Annotated in this window: 18 protein-coding genes and 3 pseudogenes; 5 read left to right on the top strand and 16 right to left on the bottom strand. The window is 71.6% G+C overall.

Annotated features, from left to right (window positions below; genetic code table 11):
- Position 1: 1 nt before the first annotated feature.
- Positions 2 to 361 (bottom strand): NADH-quinone oxidoreductase subunit A, encoded by a 360-nt coding sequence (locus tag ACIRQ9_RS03610; RefSeq protein WP_007383963.1) that lies wholly within the window; start codon positions 359 to 361, stop codon positions 2 to 4.
- A 754-nt stretch (positions 362 to 1,115) separates the two neighbouring features.
- Here ACIRQ9_RS03610 and ACIRQ9_RS03605 point away from each other — a divergent pair.
- Together ACIRQ9_RS03605 and def are read left to right on the top strand one after the other, a co-directional pair.
- Positions 1,116 to 1,922 (top strand): C40 family peptidase, encoded by an 807-nt coding sequence (locus ACIRQ9_RS03605; protein ID WP_404166772.1) that lies wholly within the window; start codon positions 1,116 to 1,118, stop codon positions 1,920 to 1,922.
- Between the two features lie 384 nt (positions 1,923 to 2,306).
- Entirely contained in the window at positions 2,307 to 2,933 is a 627-nt protein-coding gene (gene def, locus ACIRQ9_RS03600) for a peptide deformylase (RefSeq protein ID WP_404166770.1), read from the top strand.
- A 6-nt stretch (positions 2,934 to 2,939) separates the two neighbouring features.
- On the opposite strand, the gene ACIRQ9_RS03595 is transcribed toward def, so the two are convergent.
- Positions 2,940 to 4,223, bottom strand: a complete 1,284-nt coding sequence (locus ACIRQ9_RS03595; protein WP_404166768.1) for a geranylgeranyl reductase family protein — start codon at positions 4,221 to 4,223, stop codon at positions 2,940 to 2,942.
- A 99-nt stretch (positions 4,224 to 4,322) separates the two neighbouring features.
- Between ACIRQ9_RS03595 and ACIRQ9_RS03590 the strand changes: the two genes are divergently transcribed.
- Positions 4,323 to 4,895, top strand: coding sequence for a GNAT family N-acetyltransferase (locus ACIRQ9_RS03590; protein ID WP_404166766.1), 573 nt, complete (start codon positions 4,323 to 4,325; stop codon positions 4,893 to 4,895).
- A gap of 110 nt (positions 4,896 to 5,005) precedes the next feature.
- On the top strand, positions 5,006 to 5,314 hold the full coding sequence (locus ACIRQ9_RS03585; protein WP_404166764.1) for a PASTA domain-containing protein: 309 nt from the start codon (positions 5,006 to 5,008) through the stop codon (positions 5,312 to 5,314).
- A gap of 15 nt (positions 5,315 to 5,329) precedes the next feature.
- On the opposite strand, the gene ACIRQ9_RS03580 is transcribed toward ACIRQ9_RS03585, so the two are convergent.
- From ACIRQ9_RS03580 to ACIRQ9_RS03570, 3 genes and pseudogenes are all read right to left on the bottom strand, one after another.
- On the bottom strand, positions 5,330 to 6,025 hold the full coding sequence (locus ACIRQ9_RS03580; protein WP_351317992.1) for a demethylmenaquinone methyltransferase: 696 nt from the start codon (positions 6,023 to 6,025) through the stop codon (positions 5,330 to 5,332).
- A 23-nt stretch (positions 6,026 to 6,048) separates the two neighbouring features.
- Positions 6,049 to 7,110 (bottom strand): annotated as a pseudogene (locus ACIRQ9_RS03575) (acyltransferase); the annotation flags it as partial.
- Positions 7,103 to 8,361: pseudogene (locus ACIRQ9_RS03570) on the bottom strand (glycosyltransferase family 2 protein); the annotation flags it as partial. The pseudogenes ACIRQ9_RS03570 and ACIRQ9_RS03575, both read right to left, overlap by 8 nt.
- On the opposite strand from ACIRQ9_RS03570, the pseudogene ACIRQ9_RS03565 reads away from it, so the two are divergent.
- Positions 8,357 to 8,869 (top strand): annotated as a pseudogene (locus ACIRQ9_RS03565) (hydrolase); the annotation flags it as partial. The pseudogenes ACIRQ9_RS03570 and ACIRQ9_RS03565 overlap by 5 nt on opposite strands.
- Before the next feature lie 27 nt (positions 8,870 to 8,896).
- On the opposite strand, the gene ACIRQ9_RS03560 reads toward ACIRQ9_RS03565, so the two are convergent.
- From ACIRQ9_RS03560 to ACIRQ9_RS03510, 11 genes are all read right to left on the bottom strand, one after another.
- Complete coding sequence (locus ACIRQ9_RS03560; RefSeq protein ID WP_404166762.1) at positions 8,897 to 9,343, bottom strand: imidazolonepropionase-like domain-containing protein; 447 nt, start codon at positions 9,341 to 9,343, stop codon at positions 8,897 to 8,899.
- Between the two features lie 7 nt (positions 9,344 to 9,350).
- Positions 9,351 to 10,550 (bottom strand): cyclic dehypoxanthinyl futalosine synthase, encoded by a 1,200-nt coding sequence (gene mqnC, locus ACIRQ9_RS03555; protein WP_404166760.1) that lies wholly within the window; start codon positions 10,548 to 10,550, stop codon positions 9,351 to 9,353.
- A 73-nt stretch (positions 10,551 to 10,623) separates the two neighbouring features.
- A complete protein-coding gene (locus tag ACIRQ9_RS03550) occupies positions 10,624 to 11,460 on the bottom strand; it encodes a prepilin peptidase (RefSeq protein WP_404166758.1) in 837 nt (278 codons plus the stop codon).
- Positions 11,457 to 14,432 carry a BTAD domain-containing putative transcriptional regulator gene (locus ACIRQ9_RS03545; RefSeq protein ID WP_404166756.1) on the bottom strand — a complete coding sequence of 992 codons (2,976 nt, stop codon included), beginning with the start codon at positions 14,430 to 14,432 and terminating at the stop codon, positions 11,457 to 11,459. Before ACIRQ9_RS03545 ends, ACIRQ9_RS03550 begins: the two co-directional genes overlap by 4 nt.
- Positions 14,433 to 14,658: 226 nt before the next feature.
- Positions 14,659 to 15,009 carry an SsgA family sporulation/cell division regulator gene (locus ACIRQ9_RS03540; protein WP_404166755.1) on the bottom strand — a complete coding sequence of 117 codons (351 nt, stop codon included), beginning with the start codon at positions 15,007 to 15,009 and terminating at the stop codon, positions 14,659 to 14,661.
- Positions 15,010 to 15,152: 143 nt separating this feature from the next.
- Positions 15,153 to 15,614: a TadE/TadG family type IV pilus assembly protein gene (locus ACIRQ9_RS03535; RefSeq protein ID WP_404167508.1), complete on the bottom strand. Its 462-nt coding sequence runs from the start codon at positions 15,612 to 15,614 to the stop codon at positions 15,153 to 15,155.
- A gap of 2 nt (positions 15,615 to 15,616) precedes the next feature.
- A complete protein-coding gene (locus tag ACIRQ9_RS03530; RefSeq protein WP_404166753.1) occupies positions 15,617 to 16,045 on the bottom strand; it encodes a TadE/TadG family type IV pilus assembly protein in 429 nt (142 codons plus the stop codon).
- Positions 16,046 to 16,495 carry a TadE family protein gene (locus tag ACIRQ9_RS03525; RefSeq protein WP_404166751.1) on the bottom strand — a complete coding sequence of 150 codons (450 nt, stop codon included), beginning with the start codon at positions 16,493 to 16,495 and terminating at the stop codon, positions 16,046 to 16,048. It lies immediately after the preceding gene.
- A 37-nt stretch (positions 16,496 to 16,532) separates the two neighbouring features.
- On the bottom strand, positions 16,533 to 16,784 hold the full coding sequence (locus ACIRQ9_RS03520) for a hypothetical protein (protein WP_404166749.1): 252 nt from the start codon (positions 16,782 to 16,784) through the stop codon (positions 16,533 to 16,535).
- 49 nt (positions 16,785 to 16,833) lie between these two features.
- Complete coding sequence (locus tag ACIRQ9_RS03515; protein ID WP_404166747.1) at positions 16,834 to 17,754, bottom strand: type II secretion system F family protein; 921 nt, start codon at positions 17,752 to 17,754, stop codon at positions 16,834 to 16,836.
- Complete coding sequence (locus ACIRQ9_RS03510) at positions 17,751 to 18,731, bottom strand: type II secretion system F family protein (protein WP_404166745.1); 981 nt, start codon at positions 18,729 to 18,731, stop codon at positions 17,751 to 17,753. Before ACIRQ9_RS03510 ends, ACIRQ9_RS03515 begins: the two co-directional genes overlap by 4 nt.
- Between the last annotated feature and the right edge of the window lie 3 nt (positions 18,732 to 18,734).

The raw sequence follows: 18,734 nt of genomic DNA, 5'->3' as shown, positions 1-18,734 counted from the left end.
CTCAGTCCCATTCCAGGCCGCCGCGCCGCCACACGTACGCGTATGCGACGAAGACGGTGAGCACGAAGAGCAGCATCTCCACGAGCCCGAAAACACCCAGGGCGTCGAAGGTGACGGCCCAGGGGTAGAGGAAGACGATCTCGATGTCGAAGACGATGAAGAGCATCGCCGTCAGGTAGTACTTGATCGGGAAACGCCCGCCGCCGGCCGGCGTGGGGGTCGGCTCGATGCCGCACTCGTAGGCTTCGAGCTTGGCGCGGTTGTACCGCTTCGGACCGATCAGCGTGGCCATGACCACGGAGAAGATCGCAAAGCCTGCCCCGAGGGCTCCCAGTACGAGGATGGGCGCATACGCGTTCACCGCTCCTCGCTCCTCTCAGTCGGCACTGACTGGTGGCGGTTCGACCAGGCTCACTCGCCTCATCCGTCACACGAACCCCGCACGTCCCGGGCGAAGATCGCGAACATGTGAAGCAGGTCACAAGCCCAGCTGCCTCGCATCTTATGCCCGTCGCTCTGTGATCTGCGACACGGGGTATTACACAAGCTTTGTGATCTCCACCACCTGACGATCGATCATGAAGTCGGATGAGTGGTGATCTTCATACTCGAAGCGTTCACCTGATCACCAGAGGTGACATTTTCGACCGTCGGCGCAGGCCGGAGGGGGTCCAGGGCGGGCGTCTCCATATCAAGAGGGTTCCTCTGCATGCAAATTCGCGATGGACGGACCGTCCTGATAGAGGACCGCGTTCACACGTCGGAGGGAGGTGCGAGGGGTGATGTGGACGCGTGCACGCGTTCACGAACTCGGGGCGCCTCGAACCGCACGCGAGACGCACCCCTCCCGGTAACCGTTCCGTGACCTCCGCCACATTGATGAGAGGCCCATGAGAACCGGGCTTGGCCAAACATCTCAACCGATGGTAGGTGGGGGGCAATTCGGACGTTATGACGAAAGAACGTGATCACATGCATGATCACGGACGCCCGCAATGTCCGTTACGGCGTCAATAAAGAATGACAAGAGCGGGATTCTCGGGCTCGATTGAACAACTGTGGCGCAGCACACGTTTCTTGAAGATATGAAGGAGCCCCTGGTACCGGTTGTTCCCATGTCCCACACCGCTCACATACGCAGCCACCGGAAACCCCGCCGCAGCGCGACGACAAGCATCGCCGTGCGCGCCGGAGTTGCCAGTGGCGTCCTCGGCATGGCAGCGGCGGGCGCGGCCTCGGCGAGTGCCGCCGAACCCGTGACGCAGACGCTCGAACTGCCCACCCTGACGGCCGACCTGGCCACCCAGGTGGCCCAGTCCGCCGACGCCACGCAGCAGGCCGCCGCGAACTACGCGCTCCAGGCCGAGCGCGACGCGGCCGCCGCAAAGGCCGCGAAGCAGGCCAAGTCGGACCTCGCCCAGGCGAAGAAGAAGGCCGAGGCCAAGAAGAAGGCCGAGGAGGCCCGCAAGGAGGCCGCCGCGCGCGCCGCCTCCCGCAGCGCCGAGCGGACCGTCCTCAGCGCCACCTCGACCGCCTCCAGCGCCTCCACGAGCACCTCCACGGCGACCGGTTCGGCCGCCGCCGTGGTCGCCTTCGTGAAGGCGCAGATCGGCGACGCCTACGTCTCCGGCGGCACGGGCCCCAACTCGTGGGACTGCTCGGGTCTCGTGCAGGCCGCCTTCAAGTCGGTCGGCGTCAGCCTGCCGCGCGTCTCCCAGGACCAGTCGACGCAGGGCACCCAGGTCTCGCTGAGCAACCTGCAGCCCGGCGACATCCTCTACTGGGGCAGCGCCGGCAGCGCGTACCACGTGGCCGTGTACGTGGGCGACGGCATGTTCGTGGGCGCCCAGAACCCCTCCAGCGGTGTCGGTGAGCACCCGCTGTCGTACGACCCGCCGAGCGGCGCGGTGCGGGTGCTCTGAGAACGAGGGCATCCTGGAACAACCCGAGACAACTCGGGCAACGCACAAGCACGGTAGGGCCGCAGCCGCTCGGGGGCAGCGGCCCTTCCGGCGTTACCGGGCGGGGCGCGGGGGCTGCCGTTCCGCGAGAGCCGCCCTCGGTCGTCCTCAGCCGCCCGCTCCCCGGTTGCCCGTGGGCCCTGCACCCCGCCCGCCCACAGGCGCCCCGCCCCGGTCATCCACAGGCGACCCGCCCCCGGCCGTCCGCGGGCGCCCGCCCCCCTGGTCGTCCACAGGCGTCTGGTCCGCGTTTTCCACAGGCCTGCCCGCGTTCCGGCGACTCCTGGGATTCTCGACGCATGCCGCTCGCACGGAGCGGCACGAGATCCGAGGAGGGACACCGCGATGCCACGCGTCTTCGTCCAGGGAAACCCCGTGGACCACTACCCCCGTCACGCCCCCGAGGCCCTGCGCGGTGCGGTGCGCCGGATCACCGAGACCGGCGAGGAGGCCCTGCACAAGCCGTGCCGGGATGTCACGGAGTTCGGACCCGACCTCGCCGCGCTCGTCGACGACATGTTCCTCACGATGTACGTCGCCGAGGGAGCCGGCCTCGCGGCCAACCAAGTCGGGGTCGATCTGCGCCTGTTCGTGTACGACTGCCCCGATGACGACGGTGTCCGACATGTCGGCCATGTCGTCAACCCCGTGCTGGAGTCGCAGGACCCGGCCGGGCGACGGCTGCTCGACGAGGGCGAGGGCTGCCTGTCGGTGCCCGGCGCCGTCATGGACGTACCGCGCCCGGACCGGGCGATCGTCCACGGATTCGACAAGGACGGCAATCCGCTCACCGTTGAGGGAACGGGATATTTCGCCCGCTGCCTGGCGCACGAGACCGACCATGTGGACGGCCGCGTGTATCTGGACCGGCTCTCCGGACGGGAGCGCAAGGAGGCGCTGCGGCAGATGGCGGCCCGGCGGGAGGAGGTCTACGCCCGCAGAGCCGCCCACGTCGAGGCGCTCACCTCGTAGCGGCGCTCACGCCTTCGGGGCCACCTTGCTCAGCCCGTTGATGATGCGGTCCATCGCGTCGCCGCCGGTCGGGTCGGTGAGGTTCGCCAGGAGCTTCAGGGTGAACTTCATGAGCAGCGGGTGGGTCAGGCCGCGCTGGGCCGCGATCTGCATGACCTTCGGGTTGCCGATGAGCTTCACGAAGGCGCGGCCCAAGGAGTAGTAGCCGCCGTAGGTGTCCTTGAGGACCCGCGGGTAGCGCTGCAGGGCCATCTCGCGCTGGCCGGGCGTGGCCCGGGCGTGCGCCTGGACGATGACGTCGGCGGCGATCTGGCCGGATTCCATGGCGTAGGCGATGCCCTCGCCGTTGAAGGGGTTCACCAGGCCGCCGGCGTCGCCGACGAGCAGCAGGCCGCGCGTGTAGTGGGGCTGGCGGTTGAAGGCCATCGGAAGGGCCGCGCCGCGGATCGGACCGGTCATGTTCTCCGGGGTGTAGCCCCAGTCCGCGGGCATGGAGGCGCACCAGGCCTTGAGGACCTCGCGCCAGTCCAGTTCCTTGAAGGAGTCGGAGGTGTTCAGGACGCCCAGGCCGACGTTGGAGGTGCCGTCGCCCATGCCGAAGATCCAGCCGTAACCGGGCAGCAGGCGGTCCTGGGGGCCGCGGCGGTCCCAGAGCTCCAGCCAGGACTCCAGGTAGTCGTCCTCGTGACGGGGGGAGGTGAAGTAGGTCCGCACGGCCACGCCCATCGGGCGGTCCTCGCGGCGGTGCAGGCCCATCGCGAGGGAGAGACGGGTGGAGTTCCCGTCGGCGGCCACGACGAGCGGCGCGTGGAAGGTGACCTCGCGCTTCTCCTCGCCGAGCTTGGCGTGGACGCCGGTGATCCGGCCGGTGCGGTCGTCGACGATCGGGGCGCCGACGTTGCAGCGCTCGTAGAGGCGGGCGCCCGCCTTCTGGGCCTGCCGGGCGAGCTGTTCGTCGAAGTCGTCGCGTTTGCGGACCAGGCCGTAGTCGGGGAAGGAGGCGAGATCCGGCCAGTCCAGCTGGAGGCGGGTGCCGCCGCCGACGATGCGCAGGCCCTTGTTGCGCAGCCAGCCGGCCTCCTCGGAGATGTCGACGCCCATGGCGACCAGTTGCTTGACCGCGCGCGGGGTGAGGCCGTCGCCGCACACCTTCTCGCGGGGGAACTCCGTCTTCTCCAGCAGCAGCACGTCCAGACCGGACTTGGCGAGGTGGTACGCCGTCGTGGAGCCGGCTGGCCCCGCGCCGACGACGATGACATCGGCGGTGTTTTCGGAGAGGGGCTCGGTCACGGCAGGGTCTCCCCAAGGCTAGAAATCTGCGTGCCGACCGGCACTGGACATGGGCAGTCTATTCAGCGGAACTGATCACCCGGCTGAAGGGCTGCCCCTGTGAACCGAGCTCTCCCCGCGGTAAGGCTGCGTGTACCCACGCACGAGGACGCGTTCGCCTGGTACCGGGTCTTCGACGACCCGGATGTCATGGAGTTCCACGGCGGCAGGTCCGCGGAGCTGTCCGTCTACGAGGAGCTCACCGCCCGGCAGCGCCGGCACGACGCGGAGTTCGGTTTCTGCCTGTGGACGATGGCCGACGAGTCCGGCCGGGTCATCGGTTTCACCGGCGCCCAGCCGTGGCCGCAGGACTGGGGACCCAAGGGCGAGATCGAGATCGGCTGGCGGCTAGGCCGGGAGTTCTGGGGCCGGGGATACGCCACGGCCGCGGCGCTGGCGACGCTGGAGCGGCTGCGGACCGCGGGCGTGCCGAGGGTGGTGGCGATGGTGCGTCCCGGCAACGAGCGGTCGGTCGCGGTGGCCCGTCGGCTCGGGATGGAACTCGCCCAGACGTTCCCGCACCTGCGGCTCGCCGAGGACGCGCTCTGCTTCCGGCTCGACCTGTCGAACGACAACTCGGGCAAAGAACCGGACACCACCCTGAACGCCCCCTCCATTCGTAACTCAGAGTAACGATCTGTTACAGAAAGACACTTGGCGCTTCCGGCCGCCCTATGCCGGGGGTTACCCTTCCAGTATCGCTGGGGGTGACATCTGTGCATATAACGCCCAAAACACCCGAAGTGCGCGTGCCGCGGCTGGTAGGACTGATGGCCGTGGACGCGCGCGAGACCGCCCGGGCGCGGGGACTGCTCCTCCACGCGCCGGACCGGCCGGACTTCCCTCTCACGGTCGTCGACTACGTCGTACGCCAGTTCCCGCAGGCCGGCGCCGAGGTGCCGCGGGAGTCGATGGTGTACGTGTGGTTCGACTTCGGTGACGGCGAGGGCGGCGGAGGCGTGCGCGAACCACGCATCCCACGGCCGCCGTCGGGCGGACTGCAACGGGAGCTGGACCGGCCCGGTGACACCTTCGAGGTGATCGGCGGTTGATGTCCGACGCGCGGCTCAGGCCTCCTTGAAGCCCCGGTGCAGGGCGACGACCCCGCCGGTGAGGTTGCGCCAGGCCACCTTCGACCAGCCGGCCTCGCGCAGCCGTCCGGCCAGCGCGGGCTGGTCGGGCCAGGCGCGGATGGACTCGGCGAGATAGACGTAGGCGTCGGGATTGGAGGAGACCGCGCGGGCGACCGGCGGCAGTGCGCGCATCAGGTACTCGGTGTAGACGGTGCGGAACGGCGTCCAGGTCGGGTGCGAGAACTCGCAGATCACCACGCGTCCGCCGGGGCGGGTGACCCGGTACATCTCCCGCAGGGCCGCGTCGGTGTCCTGCACGTTGCGCAGGCCGAAGGAGATCGTCACGGCGTCGAAGGTGTCGTCCTTGAACGGCAGCCTGGTGGCGTCCCCGGCGGTGAAGGGCATCCAGCCGGTGCGCCGCTTGCCGACCTGGAGCATCCCCAGGGAGAAGTCGCAGGGCACCACATAGGCGCCGGCGCGGACGAACGGCTGGGAGGAGGTGCCCGTGCCGGCCGCGAGGTCGAGGACCTTCTGCGCGGGCCGCGCGTCGACCGCGCGGGCGACCTCCTTCCGCCAGTGCCGGTCCTGGCCGAGCGACAGCACGTCGTTGGTCAGGTCGTACCGTTCCGCCACGTCGTCGAACATCGAGGCGACTTCGTGCGGCTGCTTGTTCAGGGAGGCGCGGGTCACCTCGCCATTCTTGCAGCCCGCCGTCACGGCAGGAGCCGGGGCTTCTTCTTCGCCGCCACGTCCTCCACCCAGCCGCACAGCAGGACGAACACCGCGATCAGGATCCAGCCGACGCCGAACATGAACCACTGGCTGTCCAGCGGGAGCCACTTCTCGAACGCCGGGACGTCCCACATCCGGTCGATCAGCGGGACCGCCAGGATCAGGGCGATCTCGTGCCACAGGTAGACGGTCACCGCGCGGGCGTTGAAGACGGTGACCGTCCGGTCCAGCCGCCGGAACCGGGTCAGCCCGGCGAAGTCGATCCTGAAGTACTCCTTCGCCCACATCAGCAGCAGCACGAACCCGGCCGACCAGAAGGCCTGCGCGAGCGGGTTCTCGTCCAGGTCGTAGGTGCCGTGGTCGGCCAGGTGGGAGAAGGCGTACCAGCAGCCGTACCCCATCGCCGCGAGCGAGGCGGCCACCACCGGGGCCGGCTTCAGCCGCCGGAGCACGCCGTCGCGGTGGGCGAAGCCGAGGATCCAGCAGCAGAGGTAGGTCGACAGGTCCCACAGCGCGCTGCCGAGCCGGCCGTCCGGACCCGACCAGACGAAGTTCAGCACCAGGACCGGGACCAGGGACAGGACGAGGACCGGGACGGGCGCCTTGCGGAAGATCCGCAACAGGGCCGGGGAGAGGAGGACGAACCAGAGGTAGGTCCGCAGGTACCAGAGGATCTCCCACGCCTGCTCGCCCCACGCGTTGCCCGGCGGGTCCCCGAGCGGCACCACCCAGTAGACGATCTGCCGCCCCGGCATCCAGTCGTGCACCAGCATCGCCGGCACGACGAAGAACCCCCAGAACCAGAAGGGGGGCAGCAGGCGGCGCAGACGGCTCCTGACCACCTGCGCGGCCGGACGCTCCAGGGACTTCGCCATCAGCGTGCCGGCCAGGCCGAACATAATGCCCATGGAGGGGAACACCATCGCGCACCAGGCCCAGCAGAAGGTGTGATACGTGACGACCCGGACCAGGGCGACCGCCCGGAGGATGTCGAAGTAGCGGTCCCTGCCGGTCGGCCGGGACCGGGGAGGGGGAGCGGCCGCCGGTGAGGGCGGTGACGCAGGAGTGGATGAGGACGAGGTACATCATCTGACGGTAGGCCAGTTGCTGGAGAGGCATCATCAGGAGGTACCGGTACTTCTCCTTGTCGAGCCGGAACGCGTAGGCCGCGCAGACCAGTTGGACGCCCAGGACGGCGAGCCAGGCCAGCAGGGCCGCCCGGAAGTCGACGAAGATCATGGAGTAGGCGGCCGAACCGGCCCGACGGCCCCTTGTCCGTCAGGGACTTGCGGTGCTTCCACAGCGCCTGCATGGTGCCGTACGACCAGCGGTAGCGCTGGGACCAGAGCTGCTTGAGCGAACCGGGCGCCTCGGTCCAGGCGCGGGCGTGCTCCTGGTAGACGACCCGCCGGCCGGCGCGGTGCAGGGCGATGGTGATGTCGGTGTCCTCGGCGAGGGTGTCCTCGCTCATCCCGCCGACCTCCAGCACCGCGTCGCGCCGGAACGCGCCGACGGCACCCGGGATCATCGGCATGCAGCGCAGCAGGTCGTACATGCGGCGGTCCAGGTTGAAGCCCTTCCTTCTCGTTGTAGGCCGGGACGATCACGCTCACCCGTCCGGTGACCGCGGGACCCCAGCTGAACCGGCGTCTGTTGCGCAGCCGGTGGTGGCGGCGGGCGACGAGCAGCATCAGCCCGAAGCGGCCCATGACCGCGACGCCCACGGCGAGCAGCAGGCCCGACAGCACCGGCAGGGCCCATTCGGCGATCGCGACCGCCACCAGGAGCGCCTTGCCCTCCCAGAGCGTCATGCCGGTGGCGGTGCGGTGGGCGGCCTGGAGGCCGTCGGCGGTGGTGTCGCCCCGGGCCGTCCCGGTGCGGACGCCGGCCGTGTCCTGTTTTTCGACGGCCCCGCTGATGGTGGTGAAGGTGTAGCCCTTCGCCTTCATCTTCTCGATGTACCGGGGCAGCGCCTCGATCGTCCGCGTCCGCTCGCCGCCCGCGTCGTGGAAGAGCACCGAGGCGCCCTTGCCCTTCTTCGGCGTGGCCCAGTCGACGATCTCGGAGACGCCCGGCTTCTTCCAGTCGTCGCTGTCGGTGTCGACGAAGACGCTGGTGTATCCCTCTTCGCCGAGCTTGCGGTAGACAGGCCAGCTGTGGTCGTCGATGGCGTCCGTCGCCGAGGAGTACGGCGCGCGGAAGAGCGTGGTCGTGATCCCGGCCGCGCCGGCGAGCGCGAGCTGGGTCTGCCGCATCTCGCGGTTGATCCGGGCGCTGCTCTGGTACGACAGGTCGCGGGCGATCGCCCGTCTCCAGAAGGAACGGCCCGGCCTGGTGGTCTCCTTCACCCTGCCGGTGATGCCGTCCGGGCTCGACTCCGGCGGCCTCGCGTTGCGCGACTCCGCCAACACGTACGACGTGCGGGTCTCCACGGTCAACATCATGACCATGAACTACGGCGAGTCCTACGACGGGGACATGGGCGACTACGCGGTCGCCTCGGCGAAGGCCGTGCACACTCAGTTGAAGAAGGTGTTCGGGCTGTCGGACGCGGGGGCCTGGGGCGGGATGGCGCTGACCTCGATGATCGGCGTGAACGACGTGGCCGGGGAGACCTTCACGCTCGCGGACGCGGCCGACGTGCGGTCGTTCGCGGAGAGGAAGGGGATCGCCTGGGTCTCGATGTGGTCGACGTTCCGCGACGTGCCGTGCCGCAGCGGTACGGCGGACGACGACGCGTCGACCGACTGCAGCGGGGTCGCGCAGAGTCCCGGGGCGTTCGGGAAGGCGTTCGCGGGCTGAGCCGCCGTGCGCCGTCCGACGGTCGTCCTACTTCCGCCGGTGGACGAGCCGCCCCGCGCACACGGTCGCGATGCACTCCCCCGCCGCGTCGAACACCGCCAGGTCGGCCCGGACCGTCTCGGTGAGGCGCGCGGCGCGGGGTGCCGCGACCACGGAGACGTCGTTGCGTTCCGCGGCCGCCCGGAGCGCGGGTGAGTCGGCGTGCGCCGCCAGGACCGCCACCGCGCCCCGCTTCAGCACGGCGTGCACCCGCTCGCGCGGGCTGGGCGCGTCCGGCAGGGGGCCGTCGTGGGTCCGGGCCGGGCCGAGGGACCCCGGCCACCTGCGCACCCGCGCCTGCGGGAACCGCTCCCGCAGCTCCTCGTAGGGCCCGACGGCACCGATCCGGTCCTGTACGACGACCACGGCGCCGTCCTCGACCGGCGCGGCGTCCCAGGCGGTGAAGACCCGGTCCGCCGCGTGAATCGTCTCCACGGCCCGGTCAGTTGGCGGTGAGGAGCTTCAGCTCCGGGTGCGCGGTCCCGCCCTCGATCGCCGTCGAGGAGATGTGGGACATCACGCGCTCGTCCACCGGGTCGTTCGCCGGGTCGTCGTGGACCACGAGGTGCTCGTAGGTCGTCGCGCGCTGCGCCGGGACCCGGCCCGCCTTGCGGATCAGGTCGATGATCTCCAGGCGGTTGGAGCGGTGCTTGGCGCCGGCCGAGGAGACGACGTTCTCCTCCAGCATGATCGAGCCGAGGTCGTCGGCGCCGTAGTGCAGCGAGAGCTGGCCGACCTCCTTGCCGGTGGTCAGCCAGGAGCCCTGGATGTGCGCCACGTTGTCGAGGAAGACCCGGGCGATCGCGATCATCCGCAGGTACTCGAAGAGGGTCGCCTGCGTGCGGCCCTTGAGGTGGTTGTTCTCGGGCTGGTAGGTGTACGGGATGAAGGCCCGGAAGCCGCCCGTGCGGTCCTGGACGTCCCGGATCATCCGCAGGTGTTCGATGCGCTCGGCGTTGGTCTCGCCGGTGCCCATGAGCATCGTGGACGTGGACTCCACGCCCAGCCCGTGCGCCGCCTCCATGATCTCCAGCCAGCGCTCGCCGCTCTCCTTGAGGGGCGCGATGGCCTTGCGCGGGCGCGCGGGCAGGAGTTCCGCGCCGGCGCCGGCGAAGGAGTCGAGGCCGGCCTCGTGGATGCGGGTGATGGCCTCTTCGACCGGGACACCGGAGATCCGGGCCATGTGCTCGACCTCGGACGCCCCCAGGCTGTGGATGACCAGCTGCGGGAACGCGTCCTTGATCGCCTTGAAGTTGCGCTCGTAGTACTCGACGCCGAAGTCGGGGTGGTGGCCGCCCTGGAACATGATCTGGGTGCCGCCCAGTTCGACGGTCTCCGCGCAGCGGCGCAGGATGTCGTCGAGCTCGCGGGTCCAGCCCTTGGCCTGGTCCTTGGGGGCCGCGTAGAAGGCGCAGAACTTGCACGCGGTGACGCACACGTTGGTGTAGTTGATGTTCCGCTCGATGATGTACGTCGCGATGTGCTCGGTACCCGCGTACCTGCGGCGGCGTACGGCGTCGGCGGCGGCGCCCAGCGCGTGCAGGGGCGCGTCCCGGTAGAGGTCGAGCGCCTCTTCCGGAGTGATCCGCCCACCGGCGGCGGCACGGTCGAGGACAGACTGGAGGTCGGCCTTCTCGGTCACCTTGGGCGTCCCTTTCGTCAAGGGTTGTGGACAGACTCCGCCAGCCTACGCCAGGCCCTCGCAGGGCCCGACCTCAGGCCGTGTACGCGCCCACCAGCAGCGCCGCGAAGGCGCCGGCGATCAGGAACGGGCCGAACGCGATCGCCGTCTTGCGCCCGGCCTTCCGTACGACGACGAGCGCGCCGCCGTACAGCGCCCCGAGCAGGAACCCGGCGAAGGTGCCGAGCAGCACGGTGGGCCAGCCGTACCAGCCGAGGACGGCGCCCGTGCCGAGCGCCAGCTTCACGTCGCCGAAGCCCATGCCGCCGGGGTTGACCAGGAACAGGACGAAGTAGGCGGCGCCGAGCGCGAGGGACGCGTACAGGGCGGTGAGCCAGTCGCCGTCGTGCTCGGGGAGCAGCGCGGCGCCGCCGAGCAGGGCGAGGGCGGCCGCGGCGAAGGGGAGGGTGAGGGGATCGGGCAGGCGCTGCACCCGGAAGTCGACGGCCGCCAGCAGCACGCCGACCGGCGCGAGCAGCAGCCAGACCACCAGTTCGGGACGGGTGCCGGTGGCGCACGCGAGGGCCGCGCAGACCAGCGCGGTGGCGACGGCGAGGGGGGCGGTGCGGGGGCCGTGGGCGGGCGGGCGCGGGCCTCCGGGGGCCGGCGCGGTGCCGTCCTCGGCCGCGGGTTCCGGTGCGCCCGCCGGTGCCGGGGCGAGCGGCGACTCCTGCGCCGCGCCGGCCGTCGCGCACGCGGCGCAGTGGGCCCGGCCGAGCCAGCCGCCGAGCGGATGGTCCGCGGGGCAGGTGGTGCGCCACGGCTCCCCCGCGGGTGCCGAGAAGCGGTACGCGGCGCGGGGCAGCAGGGTGCCGCTCGCCGCGCCCCAGAGCACGGCGGCGGCCACGACGACGAGGTCCGGGCCGGTCATCCCGCCGCCTCGGCGCCCTCGCGCCAGGTCGGCAGGAGTTCGTCGAGGAGGGCCTCGGTGCGCGGGGGCAGGCCGCGCGCGCCGCTGCGGGTGACGAGGTCGGCGGCGAGGGCGCGGAGCCGGTCCGGGTCGCCGGTGGCGTGGGTGGCGCGCAGCAGCTCGTGCCACAGGCGCTCGTCGTCCGGAGCGGTCCGCAGTGCCGCGCCGAGCGCCTCGATCGCCTTCTCCGCGCGGTCCTTCTCCAGGTGGAACGCGGACAGCGCGAGGCCGATGTCGGCGACGAGCAACGGCAGTTGGGCGTCGACGATCTCATGGGTGAGCCAGCGGTAGCGGCCGTCCGCGCGGTCGGCGAGCAGCGGACCGCGCACGAGCACGAGCGCGTCGGTGAGGAGACGGCCGCGGACGGCCCGGCTGTCGGCGCCCTTGCCCTGGGTGGCCTCGTAGTAGAGGGAGCGCAGGACGTCGAGGTCGGAGACGACCGACGTGGCGAGCACCAGGCGGCCGGTGGCGTCGGCGCGCAGCCGCGGTCCGCCGTCGGGGTCGGTGCCCAGCCAGGCGCGCAGCCGCTCCAGCAGCGCGTCGCGGACGTCCTCGGTCACCCCGCGCGGCCACAGCGCGGACGACAGCACCCGCGGGTGCACGCCCTCGCGGTGCAGCAGGAGCAGCGCGAGCGCCTCGTGGAGCAGCGCGCTGCGGTCTCCGTCCGGGGTGTCGAGGCCGATGATCTCGTACGGGCCGACCAGCCGGGCGTACACCGCGGGGCGGCCCTGTTCGCTGATGTCGACGAGGAACGGCGGGGCGTTGGTCGGCCCGTCCGGGTCGCGTTCGGGGTCGGCCTCCACGAACAGCTCGACGACCGCGCGCTGCTGCACGGCCGGCAGCAGCTGGGCTTCGAGTTCGAGGCCGAGCAGCGGCGCGAGGAGCTTGCCGTCCGGGGTGATCTCCATCGCCCAGGCGGCGCCCGGCAGGTCCGCGCTCTCGGTGCCGACGAGGTAGCCGATGCCCAGCCGGGCGGCGTCGGCGGCGAGTTCGGCGAGCCGCAGCGCGTCCTCGGCGGACGGTTGGGCGGCGAGCAGCACCAGGTTGGGCGCCCAGCGGGTGTGCTGGGCGGGGCCGGTGCGGCCGGTGAGGACGGAGTCGTGCCCGGCGGCGCCGAGTGCGCCCCGACGCTGCCGGGTCTCCGCCTCCATCACTTCGAAGAGCGCGTCCGCGTCGTCGAGGTGCCGCAGCCGGTTGGGGGCGAGCGGGGTGAGGTCGGCGCCGAAGCCGACGAGCGTGATGGTCATCCGGTCCGACCAGCCGTTGGTGGCGAGTTCGGCGGCGACCGAGGAGAACACGGCGGTCCGGTCGGCCTCCCGGCCGGTCAGCGAGACGATGCCGGGGACGGCTTCCAGGTTGAGCAGCAGCCGCGAGTCGTCCATGGTGCCGAGGCTGACCAGACCCGGGTACGGGGCCGCGGTGTCGGTGTCCTCGTAGCGGTCGGCGTCCGCGCGCGACAGCGTCCAGAAGGTCTGGTCCTGGCCGAGCTGCCAGGGCGCCGGCGGCTTGCCGGCGGGCTGGGCGAGCTGGAGATGCAGGTCGCCGTGGCTGAGCCAGGCCGCGTAGACGACGGGCAGCGAACGGGACTCGGCGGTGAGGGCGGCGGCCAGTCCGCGCAGGGACCGGTCGAGCTGCCGTACGCCTTCCGGGTCCGCGCCGACGAGGAGGGCGTCCTGCACGTCCTGGGCCTCGCCGTGCGGGGTCGGCGGCTCCATGCCGCGCCGCCCGCCGACGGCGCCGAGCGCAGACTGCCACAGGGCCTGCCGGCGGCGGCGGCCGAGCGCGGCGAGCAGACCGGCGGCGAGGAACGGGGCGCCGAGCAGTGCCTCCGGGAGGCCGAAGGCGTGGCCGGAGTCGTGATCGGAGGCGCCTCGGGCGTGCGCGGCGGGCCGGGCGGTGTCACCGGCCTGGCGCGGGCTGGGCACGGTGATCTGGGCGGTGGCGCCGTCCTCGGCCGCGTGCCGGTCGCCGCCCTGCTCGTGGTGCTGCTCCTGCTGTCGGGCGTGGTCGCCGGTCCTGGCGTAGTCGCCGATCTGCTGCCGGACCTCGGGCGAGACGTGCGCGTCGGGGTTCTCGACGAGTTCGCCGCCGTGCGCGTCGCCGGGCATCTCCATGATCCAGCCGGGCCGGATGAGGCTGGCCTCGGAGAGCCGGGAGCCGTCGGGCTGGACGCGGTCCTTGTTGAGCTCGTAGATCTCCTTGTACCGGCGGCCGTCGCCGAGGTGGCGCTGCGCTATCTCCCACAGGGAGTCGTGGTGGCGGCCCTCGGGCGGCTGGATCCGGTAGTACTTCGTCGCTCCGTGCGCGGCGGTGGAGCCGTGCTCGGCCTGGGCCGCGACGTGGCCGGCCTGCTCGGCGAGGGCGGCGGCGGTGCTCCTGGCCTGCTCCTGCCGCTGGGCGAGGAGACCGGGGGTCGCCTGGGCGGCGGCCACGGTGCCCTGGTGGTTGCCCTCGATGCCGTGGCCGAGCTGCGACAGGCCCGGGGTGAGGCTGGCGGCGGTGGCGCCGACCAGCAGCAGCGCGGCGACGAGCTGCCGGGCGAGCAGCTGGCTGGGGCCGGCGCCGGGAACCCGGCCGGGCAGGCCCACGCCGGAGACGGCGGCCTTGACCTCCACCAGCACGCAGGCGGTGAACTGGGCCCAGGCCAGCCAGACGACGACCGTCAGCGTGTTCAGGAACACGTCGACGCCGATCGGCTGCGACAGCCACTCCGTCTTCGGGGCGCTGTGCGGCAGGGGCCAGCCGACGGTCACGGCGAGGGCGCCGGGGACGCCGACGACGAGCACGAGCAGGACCAGGAAGGCGAGGAAGGCCTTGACGAAGTCGCCGGCCGTGCGGCGTCGCATCCGCACCGGCTGCGGGGTCCGGTTCCGCGGACCCGACGGGGTCCCCGTCGGTCTTCCCGTCGAGCTTGATGTGCTGCGTCGCGCCATGGCGGGTGTCCTGGGGTCGTGTGCGGAAGGAGCGGGCCGAGGGCACCACGAGCCTACCGAGCCCCCTTTGGCGATCCTATTGACTGGAACCGACAGCGTCGAAGGGCGGAACGCCGAACGGACGCCCGGTTACGGCCCGTTCGTCGACTCGTGTCCCATTGGCCGGAGTTGACCTCCGCCCTCCCGCACACCGTCCCTCCACACGTCCCTCACCGGCCGCGGCCGGTCAGTCGCCGACGCGCAGCGAGGAGACCAGGAAACGGCGCAGGACGGAGGTCGCGAAGGTGACCGCCGCGACCCCTTCCTCGGCGCGGAGTTCGACCACCGTGCGCGAGGGGCCGTACGGCCGTACGTGCACGTTCCCGAGGACGGCGGAGGTGTGCAGGCCCTGCTCCAGGAGCACGCGCGCGAACCTCCAGGTGACCTCCTCGCCGTCCAGGGAGATCCACGGCGGGAACACGAAGTGCACGGACTGCGGGTCGGCGGAGGTGTAGCGGAGGGTCGCGGGTACCGCCAGCTCCTGCTCGTCGGCGGTGAGCAGGCGGGCGCCGGTGGCCTGCTCCAGGGTGATGGGCACGGGCGTACTCCGTCGGTGAGGAAGGCGAGGGCGGGAGCCGTCGTAGATATGGAGTGGCTCGCCCGCGTCTGATTACGCGGGAAATGCACATCACTTGAGTGACATGCGTCACCTTCGGGTCCGGCGGGGTGCTCCCGTGCCGGTCAGCCGACCTCGTTCTCGGCCGTCGCCTCGCCGTGCACGACGATCGCGCCGCCGTAGAACATGCCCGTGAACACCGGCTCGTACGTCAACTGCACCTGCACCTGGACCTGCTGCGCGTCGGCCGCGGTGCAGTGCGTGGCCGCGACGTCGGCGGCGGACATGTCCATCTCGCGGGCGAAGGTCTTCACCCGGGCGTCGCAGTCCTGGAAGTTGATCGGCGCGGTGGCCTGGCCCTCGTACAGCTTCTCCCGGTCGATGTCCTGCGCCGCGTACCGGGCCGCCTGTTCGGCGATGTCGGCGGCGCGTTCACGCTTGGAGATGGACAGGCCGCCGTCGATGACGAACGCGGAGAGGGAGAGGAAGACCAGCGCGAAGATGATGACCGCACCGGCGCCGGAACCCCGGTCGTCCAGGCGGAGCCGGCGCGCGGTCCACCAGGTGCGCAGCAGCGCGATGCTCAGGCTCACGCCGACCTCCGGAGCGGATCCAGCGGCGAGGAGAAGCGCGCGGTGAGGGTGGTGGGGATGTCCAGGCCCAGCATGGCCAGCCCCCGCACCTGGCAGCTCACCTCGACGGTGAAGATGCTGTCGGGCGCGAACCCCTGGCTGGTCTGGACGACGGAGACCGGTCCGGAGCAGACGTCCGCGAGGTCGGCCTCGGCGGCCCTGCGCGCCTCGGACATGGCCGTGCCGTGGTCCTTCTGGATGGAGCCGGCGCGGGCCGCGTCACGGGCGGCGCCGTCCACCGCGCCGCGCCCGTCGACGAGCTGGCCGAAGGCGACCAGGACGAGGACGAACAGGATCATGACCGGGGCGAGGATGACGACCTCGACGGTCGACAGTCCCCGGTCGTCCACGCGCCCGCCGTGGGCCGCCTCGTGGTCGGCGGACATCTAGTTGTCCTCCACGAATCGCTCGACCGGGCCCGACGACCGCGCGTGCACGGTCAGGTCCAGGCCCGGGAACACCGTCGGGATGCGGGCCGTGATCTCGACGCCGACCGTGTTCTGCTCCGGCTGCAGCATCTTCACGTCGGGTGCCAGGACCAGTTGCGGTCCGAGCTGGCTGATGTAGGAGTCGACCACGTCCCGGGCTTTGCCGCGCCAGGCGCCGGGTTCCGCGTCGGCGGTGGCGCGGGCCTTGCGCGCGCCCGCCTGGGCCGCGGCCTGGGCCACGTGGTCGGCGAAGAAGTAGAGCGCGAACTGCACCGTGGCGAAGATCATGAAGAACAGGACGGGGGTGAGGAAAACGAACTCGATCGCCGTCATCCCCGAGTCGCCGCGCGCGGCCGCCGCCCGGCGGCGTACCCAGCCGCGCGGGCCCGTGCTCACGCCCTCGGACATCCCCGTCACCCCCGTCACCCCGTCGTCGTACGCGCGCTCAGCAGGTCTTGCTCGCGTTGGCGCCCCTGATGCAGTCGCCGACCTTGTTGGCGCCGTCGCTGAGCGCCGCGTTGATGATGGCGGCCACCACACCGACGATCGCCACGACGACCGCGGAGATGATGACCCACTCGACGGCGGAGGCACCGCGGTCGAGTTCACCGGAGCGGGCGCGCTGCACCCGGCCCTGGAGGAAGGTGAGCAGGAAGTCCATCGCCGGGATCCCGGTGCTGTAGTTCCGTCCGTTCATGGTGTGTTGTCCTCTCGAAACAGCAGTTGGCGAAGGTTCACGCAAGAGATCAGACCTGGAACACCCGCATCGCCGCCGGGAAGATCAGGAAGACCAGGAACCCGGCGCACAGCAGCAGCTGGGCGACGAGCATCGACTGGGACTTCTCGCCCGCGCTGCCCTCGATCTCGGCGAGTTCGCGGTGTCGCATGGTCTCGGCGCGGGAGGCGAGGGACTCGCGGACCTTGGCGCCGTCGTCGGCGACGAGCGCCAGGGACGCCGAGAGGTCCTTCAGTTCCTCGACGCCGAGTTCCTCGCCGAGCGCGCCCAGCGCCTGCCACTGGCTGACGCCGGTGATGCGGGCGTCGGAGAGGGCGTTGCGGATGCGCTGGTTGGCCCAGCCGTCGGAGACGTCGGCGGCCGCCATCAGGGCCTCCGGGAGGCCGCGGCCGCCGGCCAGGCTCATCGACACCAGGTCGAGGTAGGCGCCGATCACCCGCCTGAGGTCGCGGCGCTTGTCGGCGGCGTCCCGCCGCACCTCCAGGTCGGGCAGGAAGAAGAACAGGGCCGCGCAGGCCAGGGAGAGCCAGACCGGGATGACCGGGCTGTGCCCGAACCCCATGGTGTAGACGACGGCGAACAGGAACGGCCCGAAGATCAGGCCGGCCGCCGCGAGCAGCACCTTGGTGGCGAGGAACTTCTCCCAGCCGCGGTCCAGGACCGCGAGGTCGGCGCGGAGCGAGCGCTGCTCCCAGCCCTGCTGCCGGTAGAAGTCGGCGACGCGCGCGCCGACTTCGGCGCGCAGGGATCCGAACCGTCCGGTGTCCCGCGTCTGCCGCGCGGACTCGTAGGCGGCGCCGCGCGCCCGCATCGCGTCGATCCGGGCGACCTGGGCGACCGCGCTGCGCTTGGACGGCATCAGGGCGCGGATCAGGGCGTACACGCCGAGACCCAGGACCACGCCGACGACGATCGGCATCGTGAGGTTCACCGGCGTACCCCTTCCTCGGTGGGCAGCGTCTGCTGGCCCGGCTGGCCGGGGGCGGTGCGGGGCGGCCGGACGAACTGGACGGAGGACTGGTCGCGGACCAGGAACCGTTCCGGGGTCTCGATGGTGGACAGCTTGCGCAGCCACCAGAAGCCGAGCGCGAACAGCCCGCAGACCAGGGCGAGGACGAGCTGGCCGACGGCGGTGCCGTACGGCGAGACGAAGTCGCGGTTGAAGACGGCGAGGCCGAGCACGAACGCGACCGACACGGCGACGACGATCTGCACCGACCGCCGGGTGGACGCCCGTTGGGCCATCACGCGCTGCCGCATGTCGACCTCCTCGCGCGCCGACTTGGCGAGCGCGCCGAGCACCTGGCGCAAACCGGGGCCGCGCAGCCGGGCGTTGAGCATGAGCGCGGCGACGATGATGTCGGCGGACGCGTCGTCGATCTCGTCGGCGAGGTGCTGGAGCGCGTCCGGCAGCGGGGTGCGGGCGCGCAGCCGGTCGACCAGGGCGTCGAGGTGCGGGCGCAGGATCGGCGCCGCGGCCCGCGCCGACGCCGGAATGGCCTGCTCAAGGCCGACCGCGCCGGCGATGGTGTCCCGCAGCGACTCGGTCCAGGAGGCCAGCGCCTCCACGCGCTTCATCGCGGCGCGTTCCTCGGCGGCGCCGCCGAACAGCTTGTCCCAGAAGAAGACCAGGACGCCGGCGGCGACGCCGGCCACCGCCCAGCGGGTCATCAGCAGGACCGCGAGGCCCACGAGGGCGGCGAGGGAGCCGCGCCGGCCCGCGAACCGGATGAGTTCGGCGGCCCGCTCGTTCGCCTTCTGCTTCTCGTGGTCGGGCTTCGCGGGCAGGCCGCGGACCGCGAGGATCAGCAGCGCGAGGCCGCCGCCCGTGGCGACACCGCAGCCGAGCGCGTACAGGACCTCGGTGGAGAAGAGGCCGCCCAGGGAGCCCAGGGAATCCAGGTTCATGTC

This window comes from Streptomyces sp. NPDC101237 (assembly GCF_044767465.1).
Lineage (GTDB): Bacteria > Actinomycetota > Actinomycetes > Streptomycetales > Streptomycetaceae > Streptomyces > Streptomyces gramineus.
The sequence above is the reverse complement of the archived record's forward strand: the minus strand, read 5'-3'. Positions and strand labels throughout refer to the sequence as shown.

Coding starts and splice junctions, on each gene's coding strand:
- ACIRQ9_RS03605 (WP_404166772.1), top strand. CDS start 1,116: ATGTCCCACACCGCTCACATACGCAGCCACCGGAAACCCCGCCGCAGC.
- def (WP_404166770.1), top strand. CDS start 2,307: ATGCCACGCGTCTTCGTCCAGGGAAACCCCGTGGACCACTACCCCCGT.
- ACIRQ9_RS03550 (WP_404166758.1), bottom strand. CDS start 11,460: ATGACCGGCCCGGACCTCGTCGTCGTGGCCGCCGCCGTGCTCTGGGGC.
- ACIRQ9_RS03545 (WP_404166756.1), bottom strand. CDS start 14,432: ATGGCGCGACGCAGCACATCAAGCTCGACGGGAAGACCGACGGGGACC.
- ACIRQ9_RS03530 (WP_404166753.1), bottom strand. CDS start 16,045: ATGTCCGCCGACCACGAGGCGGCCCACGGCGGGCGCGTGGACGACCGG.
- ACIRQ9_RS03525 (WP_404166751.1), bottom strand. CDS start 16,495: ATGTCCGAGGGCGTGAGCACGGGCCCGCGCGGCTGGGTACGCCGCCGG.
- ACIRQ9_RS03520 (WP_404166749.1), bottom strand. CDS start 16,784: ATGAACGGACGGAACTACAGCACCGGGATCCCGGCGATGGACTTCCTG.
- ACIRQ9_RS03510 (WP_404166745.1), bottom strand. CDS start 18,731: ATGAACCTGGATTCCCTGGGCTCCCTGGGCGGCCTCTTCTCCACCGAG.